Annotated in this window: 16 protein-coding genes; 14 read left to right on the top strand and 2 right to left on the bottom strand. The window is 61.4% G+C overall.

Annotated features, from left to right (window positions below; all coding sequences use genetic code 11):
- Positions 1-16 precede the first annotated feature (16 nt).
- A complete protein-coding gene (locus AB4Z43_RS28320; protein WP_019858284.1) occupies positions 17-169 on the bottom strand; it encodes a hypothetical protein in 153 nt (50 codons plus the stop codon).
- Positions 170-467: 298 nt separating this feature from the next.
- Between AB4Z43_RS28320 and coaD the strand changes: the two genes are divergently transcribed.
- The 7 genes from coaD (at position 468) to tgt (ending at position 5,046) form a co-directional block, all read left to right on the top strand.
- Positions 468-968, top strand: coding sequence for a pantetheine-phosphate adenylyltransferase (gene coaD / locus AB4Z43_RS28315; protein WP_019858283.1), 501 nt, complete (start codon positions 468-470; stop codon positions 966-968).
- Between the two features lie 110 nt (positions 969-1,078).
- Positions 1,079-1,573, top strand: coding sequence for a peptidylprolyl isomerase (locus tag AB4Z43_RS28310; protein WP_010909616.1), 495 nt, complete (start codon positions 1,079-1,081; stop codon positions 1,571-1,573).
- A 28-nt stretch (positions 1,574-1,601) separates the two neighbouring features.
- Positions 1,602-2,114 carry a peptidylprolyl isomerase gene (locus AB4Z43_RS28305; RefSeq protein WP_019858281.1) on the top strand — a complete coding sequence of 171 codons (513 nt, stop codon included), beginning with the start codon at positions 1,602-1,604 and terminating at the stop codon, positions 2,112-2,114.
- Positions 2,115-2,126: 12 nt separating this feature from the next.
- Positions 2,127-2,576 (top strand): DMT family transporter, encoded by a 450-nt coding sequence (locus tag AB4Z43_RS28300; protein WP_019858280.1) that lies wholly within the window; start codon positions 2,127-2,129, stop codon positions 2,574-2,576.
- Positions 2,576-3,661 (top strand): tRNA preQ1(34) S-adenosylmethionine ribosyltransferase-isomerase QueA, encoded by a 1,086-nt coding sequence (gene queA, locus AB4Z43_RS28295; protein WP_038646941.1) that lies wholly within the window; start codon positions 2,576-2,578, stop codon positions 3,659-3,661. Before AB4Z43_RS28300 ends, queA begins: the two co-directional genes overlap by 1 nt.
- Positions 3,654-3,923, top strand: coding sequence for a hypothetical protein (locus AB4Z43_RS28290; RefSeq protein ID WP_010909612.1), 270 nt, complete (start codon positions 3,654-3,656; stop codon positions 3,921-3,923). Before queA ends, AB4Z43_RS28290 begins: the two co-directional genes overlap by 8 nt.
- Positions 3,916-5,046 carry a tRNA guanosine(34) transglycosylase Tgt gene (gene tgt, locus AB4Z43_RS28285; RefSeq protein WP_019858278.1) on the top strand — a complete coding sequence of 377 codons (1,131 nt, stop codon included), beginning with the start codon at positions 3,916-3,918 and terminating at the stop codon, positions 5,044-5,046. The genes AB4Z43_RS28290 and tgt overlap by 8 nt, the downstream gene beginning before the upstream one ends.
- 4 nt (positions 5,047-5,050) lie before the next feature.
- On the opposite strand, the gene AB4Z43_RS28280 is transcribed toward tgt, so the two are convergent.
- On the bottom strand, positions 5,051-5,470 hold the full coding sequence (locus tag AB4Z43_RS28280) for a DUF4864 domain-containing protein (protein ID WP_027046864.1): 420 nt from the start codon (positions 5,468-5,470) through the stop codon (positions 5,051-5,053).
- 253 nt (positions 5,471-5,723) lie between these two features.
- Between AB4Z43_RS28280 and AB4Z43_RS28275 the strand changes: the two genes are divergently transcribed.
- From AB4Z43_RS28275 to AB4Z43_RS28245, 7 genes are all read left to right on the top strand, one after another.
- Complete coding sequence (locus AB4Z43_RS28275; RefSeq protein WP_010909609.1) at positions 5,724-5,960, top strand: Lrp/AsnC family transcriptional regulator; 237 nt, start codon at positions 5,724-5,726, stop codon at positions 5,958-5,960.
- Positions 5,961-6,130: 170 nt separating this feature from the next.
- Positions 6,131-7,543: a circularly permuted type 2 ATP-grasp protein gene (locus AB4Z43_RS28270; RefSeq protein WP_027046863.1), complete on the top strand. Its 1,413-nt coding sequence runs from the start codon at positions 6,131-6,133 to the stop codon at positions 7,541-7,543.
- A 133-nt stretch (positions 7,544-7,676) separates the two neighbouring features.
- Complete coding sequence (locus tag AB4Z43_RS28265; RefSeq protein ID WP_038646939.1) at positions 7,677-8,618, top strand: alpha-E domain-containing protein; 942 nt, start codon at positions 7,677-7,679, stop codon at positions 8,616-8,618.
- 7 nt (positions 8,619-8,625) lie between these two features.
- Positions 8,626-9,417 (top strand): transglutaminase family protein, encoded by a 792-nt coding sequence (locus AB4Z43_RS28260; RefSeq protein ID WP_441939882.1) that lies wholly within the window; start codon positions 8,626-8,628, stop codon positions 9,415-9,417.
- Positions 9,418-9,448: 31 nt separating this feature from the next.
- Positions 9,449-10,180, top strand: a complete 732-nt coding sequence (locus tag AB4Z43_RS28255; RefSeq protein WP_019858273.1) for a peptidase — start codon at positions 9,449-9,451, stop codon at positions 10,178-10,180.
- Between the two features lie 208 nt (positions 10,181-10,388).
- On the top strand, positions 10,389-11,801 hold the full coding sequence (locus AB4Z43_RS28250) for a pyridoxal phosphate-dependent decarboxylase family protein (RefSeq protein WP_064985623.1): 1,413 nt from the start codon (positions 10,389-10,391) through the stop codon (positions 11,799-11,801).
- 126 nt (positions 11,802-11,927) lie between these two features.
- Entirely contained in the window at positions 11,928-12,695 is a 768-nt protein-coding gene (locus AB4Z43_RS28245; RefSeq protein WP_010909603.1) for a DeoR/GlpR family DNA-binding transcription regulator, read from the top strand.
- The last annotated feature ends 25 nt before the right edge of the window (positions 12,696-12,720 follow it).

The following is a 12,720-nucleotide window of genomic DNA, read 5'->3' as shown; positions in this document are numbered from 1 at the left end:
CAAGTCCAGAACTGACTTAGTAGTGACGATACGGCTTGCGGGGGCCGAAGCCCTCGAAGCGCTTGGTGGTTGCCTTGACGCGGATGCGTTGTGCCTCCTGATGCAGCCCGAATACGGTGGCGATCAGCATGGCGACTGTCATTGCGGTGGCGAGCATGTAGATCAGCATTTGCGTGTTCTCCTGCGCCTTACAACGGATAGATGGGATTTTGGTTTCATCTTATTAAGGTGCAACCTAGTGAACGCTGCGTGAAGGCTTCGTGATCAGCGTGTTCATCTGTCGTTCATGTGCTGGAAAAGGTTCATGCGCTCCGCGCCGATCGGATTTGCCTTTGCGAGAGAGGCTCGCTAGAGCCTGCTCCATCTTGGTGGACTGAAGATGGAACAGGCTCTAGCTTTCATTTGAGCATGATCTTTTCCAAAAACCGGTTTCCACTTTTTGGGATCATGCATTAGAAGCACCTGCCATGACTGAACGCACCGCACTTTACGCAGGCTCCTTCGACCCGCTGACCAACGGCCATCTCGATGTGCTGAAGGCGTCGCTGGCCGTGGCCGACATCGTCTATGCCGCGATCGGCATTCATCCGGGCAAGAAGCCATTGTTTTCCTTCGAGGAGCGGGTGCAACTCATCGAAGCCGCCACGAAGGCCGAATTCGGCCGCGATGGCGCTCGCATCAAGGTCGTTGCCTTCGACGGGCTGGTGATCGAGGCCGCCAGGAAGCAGGGCGCCTCGATCATGATCCGCGGCCTGCGCGACGGCACCGATCTTGACTACGAAATGCAGATGGCCGGCATGAACGAAACCATGGCGCCCGAGCTGCAGACGGTTTTTCTGCCCGCCAGCCCGTCCGTGCGCACCATTACCGCCACACTTGTGCGCCAGATAGCCTCGATGGGCGGCGACATACGCCCCTTCGTGCCGGCGGCTGTTGCTGGCGCGCTCACCGCAAAATTCGCGAAATAAGCCCGGAGAAAATCCTCATGCAGCTCAAAAGGCTCGCCTCGTTCCTCGTCGTGCTTGCCGGTCTTGTGACCGCCTCGGTCTCGGCCTATGCCGCCGATCCCGAAAACACCATGATCATCACGCTGAAGGACGGCGACGTGACCATCGCGTTGCGGCCCGATCTGGCGCCCAAGCATGTCGCGCAGATCAAGAAGCTCGTGCGTGACCATGCCTATGACAATGTCGCTTTCCACCGCGTCATCGACGGCTTCATGGCGCAGACCGGCGACGTCAAGTTCGGCAACATGAAGAAGGGGTTCAACTCCCAGGCCGTCGGCACCGGCGGTTCGGACCTGCCTGACCTGCCGGCCGAATTCTCGCAGACCGAGCATTATAAGCGCGGCGTGGTCGGCATGGCCCGCTCGCAAGATCCGAACTCCGCCAATTCGCAATTCTTCATCATGTTCGCGCCGGCGCCGCCGCTCGACGGCCAGTACACCATCGTCGGCAATGTCGTCAGCGGCATGGAACTGGTGGACCACATCAAGAAGGGTGACGAGGCGGACAATGGTACGGTCTCCGACCCCGACCGGATGATCAAGGTGCGCATCGCCGCCGACAAGTAATTTCTGTTTTCTCAAAAGGATATCTGACATGGCCGAAATCAAGGACCGCGAGAACGCGCTCATCATGGAAACGACCAAGGGCAAGGTCGTCATCGAACTTTTCCCCGATCTGGCCCCCGGCCATGTCTCCCGCATCAAGGAACTGGCCAGGGAAGGCGCCTATGACGGCGTGGTTTTCCACCGCGTCATCGATGGCTTCATGGCGCAGACCGGCGACGTGAAGTTCGGCAATTCCTCGAAGCCCACCTTCGCGCCGTCGCGCGCGGGCATGGGCGGCTCGGACAAGCCGGACCTGAAGGCTGAGTTCTCCAACGCCAACCACGGCCGCGGCACCTGCTCGATGGCCCGTTCACAGAACCCGAACTCGGCCAATTCGCAGTTCTTCATCTGCTTCGACGATGCCGCCTTCCTCAACCGCCAGTACACGGTCTGGGGCCAGGTCATCGAAGGCATGGACAATGTCGACAAGATCAAGCGCGGCGAGCCGGTCGTCGATCCCGACAAGATCGTGTCGCTGAAGGTCGCGGCCGACGTCAAGTAAGGCGAAACGACAATGATGGGCGTCGTCTGGTCGCTTCTCGGCATCCTGTCCGGCGCCTTCATTGCCATTCAGGCACCGATCAATTCGCAGCTGGCGCGCGGCCTGGGTCTCCCGGTCGCGGCGGCTGCATTCTCGTTTCTGTCTGGCGCGATCGTGCTCGGCATCATCGCCGTTACGGTGATGAAGCTACAAAGCATTTCGCTCGACTGGAAGGCGCCGGCGCCCTGGCTGTTCGTTGTCGGCGGCATGCTCGGCGGCTTCTATGTCACTCTCTCCACAATCCTGACGCCGCGCATCGGCGCCGCTGCGCTGATGGCGTTCCTGGTGGCCGGCCAGTTGCTCGCCGGCATGCTCATCGACCGAATCGGCTTCCTCGGTGTCGCGGTGCGTGAAATTTCGCTCGGCCGTGTCGCCGGCGCGGTGCTGCTCTTGGCCGGAGCGCTGCTTATCCGGCTCTACTGATGCGCGTTGATCTCTTCGACTTCGACCTGCCGGAGGAGCGTATCGCGCTTCGCCCCACCGAGCCACGCGACAGCGCCAAGATGCTCGTGGTCAGACCGGGGGAGGCGCTTGATGACCGCACAGTCGGCCACCTGCCATCCCTGCTCAGAGCCGGCGACGTGCTGGTGTTCAACGACACCAAGGTCATTCCGGCGCAGCTCAAAGGCATAAGGCGGCGCGGCGATGCACAGGCGCAAGTCGAGGCCACGCTGCATATGCGCGTGGCGCCGGACCGGTGGCTCGCCTTCATGCGGCCGGGTAAGCGCATTGCCGCCGGCGACCGCATCCATTTCGGCCATGACGGCAATTCCTGCTTCCTCGGTCAACTCGATGCCACGGTGATCGAGAAGGGCGAGGGCGGCGAGGCCTTGCTTGGCTTCGACCTGTCGGGGCCGTTCCTCGACGAGGCGCTGCATACCGTCGGCCACATTCCGCTGCCGCCCTACATCGCCTCGAAGCGTGATGATGACGAGCGCGACCGTGCCGACTACCAGACGATTTATGCAAGGGAGGAAGGAGCGGTTGCCGCGCCCACCGCCGGCCTGCATTTCACGCCGGAGCTTTTTGCGGCTCTTGACGCCAAAGGCGTCGAGCGCCACTTCGTGACCTTGCATGTCGGCGCCGGGACGTTCCTGCCGGTCAAGGCCGACGATACCGCCGACCACAAGATGCATGCCGAGATCGGTTCGGTCAGCCGGGAAACAGCCAATGCGCTGAACGCGGCCAAGGCGAGGGGCGGGCGCATCATCGCCGTCGGCACGACCTCGCTACGCCTGCTGGAGAGTGCGGCGCGCGAGGACGATACGGTGCCTGCGTGGTCGGGTCCGACCGACATCTTCATCACGCCCGGCTATCGCTTTCGCACCGCCGACATGCTGATGACCAATTTCCACTTGCCGCGCTCGACGCTGTTCATGTTGGTTTCGGCCTTCAGCGGCCTCGATACGATGCGCGCCGCCTATGCGCATGCCATCGCGAACCGCTACAGGTTTTACTCCTATGGAGACGCAAGCCTGCTGTATCGAGCGGAGATGAGCGATGGATGATGACCTGCAGACCCTTGATCGCGATGCCCTGATTGCCGAGGTGAAGAAACTGCGCGCCGGCATTCGCGCGCATCGCGACACGTCAGGCCATGATCTCTGCTGGCATCACCCCGATCTGTGGGATCTGCTGCCTGAAAAGACCGAGCCGTCGATCGCCGTTCCGCCCTGGCCTAAATTCATGCGCGGCTGCATCCAATATAGGCAGTCGCTCGACAGACAGGCGCCTGACGCGCCGATCCACGACAAGGAATTCAATGGCTAAGCCGTTCAGCTTCAAGGTCCTTGCCATCGACGGCAAGGCGCGGCGCGGTGTCATCGACATGCCGCGCGGCGAAATCCGCACGCCCGCCTTCATGCCGGTCGGCACCGGCGGCACCGTCAAGACCATGTATATGGACCAGGTGCGTGGCGTCGGCGCCGACATCATCCTGGGCAACACCTATCACCTGATGCTGCGGCCCGGCGCCGAGCGTGTCGCGCGGCTTGGCGGATTGCATGAATTCGCCCGCTGGCCGCATCCGATCCTGACCGACAGCGGCGGTTTCCAGGTGATGTCGCTGTCGAAGCTCAGGAAACTGACCGAAAAGGGTGTCACCTTCCGCTCGCATATCGATGGCGCGCCCTACGAAATGTCGCCGGAGCGCTCGATCGAGATCCAGGGCCTGCTCGATTCCGACATCCAGATGCAACTCGACGAATGCACGGCACTGCCGGCCGAGCTGAAGGAGATCGAGCGCGCCATGGAACTGTCGCTGCGCTGGGCCGAGCGCTGCAAGACGGCATTCGGCGACCAGCCGGGCAAGGCGATGTTCGGCATCGTTCAGGGCGGTGACAATGCAGCACTTCGAGTGCGTTCGGCGCAGGCGCTGAGCGCGATGGAGCTGAAGGGCTATGCGGTTGGCGGCCTGGCGGTCGGCGAGCCGCAAGCGGTGATGCTCGAAATGCTCGACATCACCTGTCCCGAACTGCCCGCGGACAAGCCACGCTATCTCATGGGTGTCGGCACGCCTGACGATATCCTGAAATCGGTGGCGCGCGGCATCGATATGTTCGACTGCGTGATGCCGACGCGAGCCGGCCGGCACGGCCTGGCCTACACCAGGCGCGGCAAGGTCAATCTGCGCAACGCCCGCCATGCCGACGACCCGCGCCCGCTGGACGAGGAAAGCGATTGTCCCGCGGCGCGCGATTATTCGCGCGCCTATCTGCACCATCTGGTGCGCTCGCAGGAGGCGCTGGGCGCAATGCTGCTCACCTGGAACAACCTGTCCTACTATCAGAAGCTGATGCAGGACATTCGCGCCGCGATCGAGACCGGCAGCTTCGAGGCGCGTGGAGCCGAGATATCAGAGGGCTGGGCGAGGGGCGATATACCGGTCCTGTAGAACCTCAGGTGCTTAGCGAGTTGGATGCGCGCAGGCTGCAGCCGGTGATCTGGAACGTGCCGTCGGGCTGCTGCTGCAGCGTATAGACCGCCTCGTAATCCTTGCCGTCGGGTCCGACGATCAGCACCTGCTGGATAATCGAGCCCGGACCTGTCTGCTCGACCTTGCCGAAGGCATAGGACTGTGGCTTGCGCACCGGCGGGTAGCCATTGGTCACCATGTTCATGAAGGCATCGACGGTCGGGAACACCTGCTTCACGTTCGGGGCGGCAAAGCTGTAGGCCTTGGCGCCGTCATCGGCCAGCAGCGCCTTCAACTGACCGTCGATGACGGCCTGGCCTGCCTTGATTTCGGCATCGCCGGCAAAGGCCGAGGATATGAAGAGGAATGGAATGACTGCGAATGCGAAAAAAGCGCGGCGCATGGCCTGTCTCCGTTGTTCCTCGGAATAATCCCTCAAAAATGATGTCCGAAGATGCACGATAACATACGCTTGGCGGTGCATCCCGGTTTCACCGATTGCGAATATTCGCGACCGGAATGTCATGCCTGTTGCGGAGCTGCGCGAGGCCGTGGCCAGGGGCCGCGCCGGCTAAGTGCGGATTCCAGTGCTTGAAAGGCCGCCTCCAGTCTGCCAGAAGGGCCGCTTGGACTTGGACGTTTAGCGGGACGAAGCCATGAAGGCGTTTTTCGTGCAGATCAAATGCGAGTTGGGCAAATCCTATGAGGTTGCCAGCGCGCTTGCCGATGCCGAGATCGCTTCGGAAATCTATTCCACCGCCGGCAACTACGACCTGCTCGCCAAATTCTATGTCGATGACGAGGAAGACGTCGGCCATTTCGTCAACGAGAAGGTGCAGATTCTCCCCGGCATCAAGGACACGTTTACGGTCGTCACCTTCCGCGCCTTCTAGCCGGAAATGCATTTGCCCGGGCACGAGGCAAAGCCTGATCAAGGTCGTATTTCGACTGCCTCAATTTTAGGCAGCTGCAACATACTGATCGTCCGCATCTCCCAAATCACCGATTGCGCTTGATTTTATTCGGCGACGCCAGTGAAATGGCGTCACAGGGGAGTATGCGATTGGCAGCGTTCGATGAAATGCTTCCGGAAGTTTCCGGATTGAGAAGACCGTATTCGGCTTATGATCGCTGGCTGAAGGAGCAGGATCCAGCCAGACTTACCGAGAAGATGCAGGACGCCGAACGCGTCTTCCGCAAGACCGGCATCACCTTCGCCGTCTATGGCGAGCAGGAGGCCTCCGAGCGGCTGATCCCCTTCGACATCGTTCCACGCATCATTTCAGGCAATGAGTGGCGGCGCCTCACGCAAGGCATCGAGCAGCGGGTGCAGGCGCTGAACGCCTTCCTCGACGACATTTACCATCGGCAGGAGATCCTGCGTGCCGGCCGCGTTCCCCGGGACCTCATCGCCAAGAACGAGGCGTTCCTGCCGGAGATGATCGGGGTGCGGCCGCCAGCCGGCGTCTACACACACATCATCGGCGTCGATATCGTGCGCATCAGCGAGGACGAGTTCTACGTGCTGGAGGACAATGCGCGCACTCCGTCCGGTGTCTCCTACATGCTGGAGAACCGCGAGACGATGATGCAGCTGTTCCCCGAGCTGTTTCAGAAGATCAAGGTGCGGCCGGTGGAGAACTACCCGCAACTGCTGCGCCAGTCGCTGGCGGCGGTTCGGCCGCAAACCACCAAGGGCGCGCCGACGATTGCCGTGCTGACGCCCGGCAGTTTCAATTCCGCCTATTTCGAGCATGCCTTCCTTGCCGACCAGATGGGCGTGCAACTGGTCGAGGGCCAGGATCTCCGGGTCGTCGACGGCCATGTCGCGATGCGCACGACCGAGGGCTACAAGCAGATCGACGTGCTCTACCGCCGCGTCGACGATTCCTTCCTGGACCCGCTGACCTTCCGGCCGGATTCGGCCCTCGGCATACCCGGCATCATGGATGTCTATCGCGCCGGCAACATCACCATCGCCAATGCGCCGGGAACCGGTATCGCCGACGACAAGGCGATCTATTCCTACATGCCCGAGATCGTCGAATTCTACACCGGCCGCAAGGCGATCCTCGGCAACATCCCGACCTGGCGCTGTTCGGAGCCGGACAGCCTGAAATATGTGCTCGAGCACATCCACGAACTGGTGATCAAGGAAGTGCACGGCTCCGGCGGCTACGGCATGCTGGTCGGACCGGCGGCGACCAAGAAAGAGTGCGAGGCCTTCGCCAAGAAACTGGCGGCGAAGCCTTCGAACTATATCGCCCAACCGACACTGGCGCTGTCGACCTGCCCGATCTTGACCGACAAGGGACTGGCGCCGCGCCACGTCGACCTCAGGCCCTACGTGCTGGTTTCCGACCGCATCCAGATCGTGCCCGGCGGCCTGACGCGCGTGGCTTTGAAGGAAGGCTCTCTKGTCGTGAACTCGTCGCAGGGCGGCGGCACGAAAGATACCTGGGTGTTGGATGATTGAAATGAGTGAGTAGGGAATAGTCAGTAGTGAGTAGTCAGCTGTCGAGGGAAGCGCATGCCATATTTCATTGAAATTCAACTATTTACTACGGACTACTCACTATTCCCTACTCACTAACCCGAAGGGCCTCCCCATGCTTCTCGGCCGCACCGCCAACGGGCTCTACTGGATGAACCGCTATATCGAGCGGGCCGAAAACATGGCGCGGCTGGTCGATGCCGGCCTGCGCATGGCGCTGACCCGCACGCAAAGCGCGTCGGAGGAATGGAATTCCGTGCTGCTCAGCGCCGGCTCCGACGTCGCCTTCAAGCAGAAGTATTCGGACTATACGGCCGCCGATGTCGCTGATTTCCTTTTGCGCGACACCTCGAATCCGTCGAGCACCATGTCGTCGATCGAAACGGCCCGCAACAATGCCCGCATGGTGCGCACGGCACTGACGCGCGAGACTTGGGAAAGCATCAACGAAGCCTGGATGTCACTAAAGCGGATGCTGGCGAGGCCAATAGACGAGCGCGACCTGCCAAGCGTGCTCGATGCCATCAAGCGCGAGACGGCGCTGATCCGCGGCTCGTTCTACGGCACCATGCTGCGCAACGAGATTTTCGACTTCTCGCAGCTCGGCACCTATGTCGAGCGCGCCGACAACACGGCGCGCATCCTCGACGTGAAGTACTACGTGCTGTTGCCGTCGATCTCCTGGGTCGGCTCGACACTCGACAATTATCAATGGGAATCGATCCTGCGCTCGGTGTCGGCGCATCGTTCCTACCGCTGGGTCTATGATGCGGACTACAAGCCGACCAACATCGCCGACTACCTGATCCTCAACGTGCGCATGCCGCGTTCGCTGACCTTCTGCTACCGCTTCTTGTCCGAGCACCTGAAGTTCCTCGGCGACGATTACGGCGAACGTCATGCCTGCCACGCGACGGCGGAGAAAACGCAAGCCATGCTGAGGGCCGGGTCGATCAAGGATATATTCGACGCAGGCCTGCATGAGTTCCTTGCCGGGTTCATTCGCGACAACACCCGGCTCGGCGACGAGATCGCGCAGGATTACCGGTTTTATTGAGGAAGCCATGAGGCTCAAGATCACCCACCGGACCGAATACCGCTACGATGCGCCGGTGCAATATCTGCTGCAGCGGCTGCGGCTGCTACCGGTGAGCGGGCAGACGCAGACGGTGCTGGCCTGGTCGCTGAAGGTCGAAGGAGCGCGCGAGGAAGTGCGGTTTACCGATCACTACGGCAACGACACAAGACTGCTGAGTGTCGAGGGCGACCACGATTTCATCACGGTCGAGGCGTCCGGCGAGGTGGTGACGCGCGATACGTCAGGCGTTTGCGGGTCGCATCAGGGCTTTGCGCCGCTGTGGCTGTTCGCGCAGGAAACGCCCTTGACCACCATCGGTGGCGGCATCCGTAAGCTAGCCGAAGCGGTCGGCCCGGGAACCGACATCGAAAGGCTGCACCGGCTGATGGCCATGATCGGCGAGCGCGTCGCCTACACGCCAGGCACCACAAATGCGGCCACACCGGCCGAAGAGGCGCTGGCGCTGAAGACCGGGGTTTGCCAGGACCATAGCCATATCTTTGCCGCCGCCGCGCGCGCCATGGGATTTCCGTCGCGCTACGTTTCTGGCTATCTGATGATGGATTCTGTCGAGCAGGCGGCAAGCCATGCCTGGGCCGAAGCGCATGTTCCGGGTCTCGGCTGGGTTGCCTTCGATCCCGCCAACGGTATTTCTCCCGACGAACGCTATGTGAAGGTGGCAATCGGCCGCGACTACCGCGACGCCTCACCGGTGTCGGGAATTCGACTGGGACAGGCGCAAGAACGGCTTGCGGTCACCGTCACGGTAGAGCAGTAATCCGGCAAGGATTAGTGCCAGAAGAGATTCCATGACCTATTGCGTCGGCCTGAAGATCGATCGCGGGCTCGTGTTCATGTCGGACACGCGCACCAATGCCGGCATGGATTCGATCTCGACCTTCAAGAAGATGCATGTCTGGGAACAGCCCGGCGAGCGCGTCATCGTCTTGATGTCGGCCGGCAATCTGGCGACGACTCAGGCCGTCGTCAGCCTGCTTGACGAGCGCACCAAAGCGGTGACCGACCGCCACGAGAAACTGCTCGAAACGCCATCGATGTACCAGACGGTGCGGCTGGTCGGTGATACGGTGAAAGAGGTGATCGCGCAGGCATCACCCGCCGGCGAGAAGGCCGATTCTTATTTCAACGCCTCCTTCATCCTGGGCGGCCAGATCCTGGGCAGTCCGCCGCGGCTGTTCATGATCTATCCCGAGGGCAACTTCATCGAATCGACCGACGACACGCCGTTCTTCCAGATCGGCGAGACCAAGTACGGCAAGCCGATCATCATCCGCGCCTATGAGCGCACGATGAGCCTTGCCGAGACGGTGAAGCTGCTTCTGGTGTCGTTCGATTCGACACTCAAGTCGAACCTGTCGGTCGGCTTGCCGCTCGACCTGCTGTTCCTGGAGAAGGATTCCTTCAAGGTCGGCCTGAAGAAGCGGATCGGCCAGGACGACCAATATTATCGCACCATCTCCGATGGCTGGTCGAATGCGCTGAAGAGCGCCTTTGCCAGCCTGCCGGATTTTCCGGGGTGATGTATGTCGCCCAAAAGTCCCGGTTTCGGGGGAACGACATGCACAAGAACAAGGATCTAAAGCGCATCGCTTGGATCCGATCAAGCGATGCGCTTTAGGGCGCTTGCGGTAGCTGCCGGCGCTTGCATCTATTTCACATGTTAATTATTGATGAATCTGAGAGCCGGGCGAAGAGTGCCGGCATTGCATTCGTGTCGGGGAGGACAGGATGAACAATGACGAGTTCCGGCAGTGGTCGCGGCGTGCAGCCGACTGGGGCGCCGATTATCGCAATTCATTGCGCGACCGGCCGGTGCGGCCGCTGGTCGAGCCGGGCGACATTTTCAAGAGCATTGAAGCCTCGCCGCCCGAAGACGCCGAGCCGATGGACAGGATCTTCGCCGACTTCGAAGAGAAGATCGTGCCGGGCATGACGCATTGGCAGCACCCGCGCTTCTTCGCCTATTTCCCGGCCAATGCGGCGCCGGTTTCGGTGGTGGCTGAGTATCTCGTCTCCGCAATGGCCGCGCAGTGCATGCTTTGGCAGACCTCGCCGGCGGCGACCGAACTCGAGACCCGCACCGTCGACTGGATGCGCCAGGCACTTGGCCTTCCCGAAGGATTTTCCGGCGTCATCCAGGATTCGGCCTCGTCGGCGACACTCAATGCCGTGCTGACCATGCGCGAGCGGGCGCTGGACTGGCAAGGCAACAAAAAGGGGTTGGCCGGGCAGGGGCGGCTGCGCATCTATTCCTCGGATCAGGTGCACACGTCGATCGACCGGTCGATCTGGGTGTCGGGCATCGGCGAAGACAATCTTGTGCGCATTCCCGTCGATGGCCGCTTTCGCGCCATGGATGCGGCAGCACTCGAGGCGGCGATTGTCGCCGATCGCGAGGCCGGCATGCTGCCCGCCGGCATCATCGCCAGCGTTGGCGGTACCAGCACGGGCGGCACCGACGATGTCGCTGCTGTCGCCGCGGTGGCCAAACGCCACGGGCTCTATCTGCATGTCGACGCCGCCTGGGCCGGATCGGCGATGATCTGCCCCGAATTTCGCCATTTCTGGGCCGGTGTCGAACTGGCCGATTCCATCGTCTTCAACCCGCATAAATGGCTCGGCGCCCAATTCGATTGCTCGATGCAGTTCATCCGCCAGCCGGAGGATCTTGTTCGCACCCTGGCGATCAAGCCCGAATTCCTGAAGACGCATGGCCGTGACGGCATCATCAACTATTCCGAATGGTCGGTGCCGCTCGGCCGGCGCTTCCGCGCCCTGAAACTGTGGTTCCTGCTGCGCGCCCACGGGCTGGAAAACCTGCGCGCCATGATCCGCAACCATGTCGCCTGGAGCGAGGGTATTGCCGCGCGGCTGGCAAGGGAGCCGGATTTCGAGATCGTCAGCGAACCGATGCTGTCGCTGTTTTCGTTCCGGCACAGGGCGCCCCCGAGCGCCGATGCCGACGCGCACAATCTGCGGCTGGTCAATGCGATCAACGACGATGGCCGCATTTACCTGACGCAGACGAGGGTCGACGGGCAGGTGGCAATCCGCTTCCAGGTCGGCCAGTTCGAGGCGACCGCTAGCGATGTCGATGCGGCTTTTGCCGTCATCACCGAAATCGCGCGTGGCATGGTCTGACCGGCCAATACTGGATTGCGCTGGAGTTCGCCTTTGCAATCAGGTGATTTCCATTAGCCGGCTTATGCCTTTTCATTGCTTTCGTTTTCGGCTATAGACAAGAAAAACGAAAACGGGAGGTCGCCCATGTATCTGTCGCCACGCCATGCCGAGATCATCCAGATGGCCAAGGACCATGGCCGCGTGCTGGTCGACGATCTGGCCACGCATTTCAACGTGACGCCGCAGACCATTCGCAAGGATCTCAACGATCTCTGCGACCAACGTCTGCTTTCGCGCATCCATGGCGGCGCATTGTTCCCGTCCGGTATCGAGAACATGGAGTATGAGGCGAGGCGCAAGATCGCCGCGGACGAGAAGGAGGCGATCGGCCGCGCGGCGGCAAGGCTGATCCCCGACAACGCCTCGCTGTTCATCAACATCGGCACCACGACGGAAGCGGTCAGCAAGGCGTTGCTCGACCACAACGGCCTGATGGTGATCACCAATAATATCAATGTTGCCAATAGGATGCGTATATATCCTTCGATCGAGGTGGTGATTGCCGGCGGGGTGGTGCGCGGTTCCGATGGTGGCGTCGTCGGCGAGGCAGCGGTCGATTTCATCAGGCAGTTCAAGGTCGACTACGCCGTTATCGGCGCCTCGGCCATCGACCATGACGGCGCCTTGCTCGACTTCGATTTTCGCGAGGTGAAGGTGGCGCAGGCGATCATTGCCAATGCCAGGCATGTGATTCTGGTCTCAGACCAGACCAAGTTCGAGCGCACGGCGCCGGTGCGTATCGGTCACCTGTCGCAGGTCAACACCTTCATCACCGACCGCTGCGACATCCCCTCGGTGCGCAAGATCTGCCAGGAGGCCGAGGTTCAGCTGATCGAGACGTCGCTGGGGTGAGGCCCTTTCACGATCGTCTCACGGG

Origin of the sequence: Mesorhizobium sp. 2RAF45, assembly GCF_052115225.1 — a bacterium.
GTDB classification, from domain to species: Bacteria; Pseudomonadota; Alphaproteobacteria; order Rhizobiales; family Rhizobiaceae; genus Mesorhizobium; species Mesorhizobium jarvisii.
Note: the sequence above shows the minus strand (reverse complement) of the source record. Positions and strands in the feature narration are given on the sequence as shown.

What these genes read in the sequence shown, in the direction of transcription:
- AB4Z43_RS28320 (WP_019858284.1), bottom strand. Translation starts at nt 169, where the DNA reads ATGCTGATCTACATGCTCGCCACCGCAATGACAGTCGCCATGCTGATC.
- coaD (WP_019858283.1), top strand. Translation starts at nt 468, where the DNA reads ATGACTGAACGCACCGCACTTTACGCAGGCTCCTTCGACCCGCTGACC.
- AB4Z43_RS28310 (WP_010909616.1), top strand. Translation starts at nt 1,079, where the DNA reads ATGATCATCACGCTGAAGGACGGCGACGTGACCATCGCGTTGCGGCCC.
- AB4Z43_RS28305 (WP_019858281.1), top strand. Translation starts at nt 1,602, where the DNA reads ATGGCCGAAATCAAGGACCGCGAGAACGCGCTCATCATGGAAACGACC.
- AB4Z43_RS28300 (WP_019858280.1), top strand. Translation starts at nt 2,127, where the DNA reads ATGATGGGCGTCGTCTGGTCGCTTCTCGGCATCCTGTCCGGCGCCTTC.
- queA (WP_038646941.1), top strand. Translation starts at nt 2,576, where the DNA reads ATGCGCGTTGATCTCTTCGACTTCGACCTGCCGGAGGAGCGTATCGCG.
- AB4Z43_RS28290 (WP_010909612.1), top strand. Translation starts at nt 3,654, where the DNA reads ATGGATGATGACCTGCAGACCCTTGATCGCGATGCCCTGATTGCCGAG.
- tgt (WP_019858278.1), top strand. Translation starts at nt 3,916, where the DNA reads ATGGCTAAGCCGTTCAGCTTCAAGGTCCTTGCCATCGACGGCAAGGCG.
- AB4Z43_RS28280 (WP_027046864.1), bottom strand. Translation starts at nt 5,470, where the DNA reads ATGCGCCGCGCTTTTTTCGCATTCGCAGTCATTCCATTCCTCTTCATA.
- AB4Z43_RS28275 (WP_010909609.1), top strand. Translation starts at nt 5,724, where the DNA reads ATGAAGGCGTTTTTCGTGCAGATCAAATGCGAGTTGGGCAAATCCTAT.
- AB4Z43_RS28265 (WP_038646939.1), top strand. Translation starts at nt 7,677, where the DNA reads ATGCTTCTCGGCCGCACCGCCAACGGGCTCTACTGGATGAACCGCTAT.
- AB4Z43_RS28260 (WP_441939882.1), top strand. Translation starts at nt 8,626, where the DNA reads ATGAGGCTCAAGATCACCCACCGGACCGAATACCGCTACGATGCGCCG.
- AB4Z43_RS28255 (WP_019858273.1), top strand. Translation starts at nt 9,449, where the DNA reads ATGACCTATTGCGTCGGCCTGAAGATCGATCGCGGGCTCGTGTTCATG.
- AB4Z43_RS28250 (WP_064985623.1), top strand. Translation starts at nt 10,389, where the DNA reads ATGAACAATGACGAGTTCCGGCAGTGGTCGCGGCGTGCAGCCGACTGG.
- AB4Z43_RS28245 (WP_010909603.1), top strand. Translation starts at nt 11,928, where the DNA reads ATGTATCTGTCGCCACGCCATGCCGAGATCATCCAGATGGCCAAGGAC.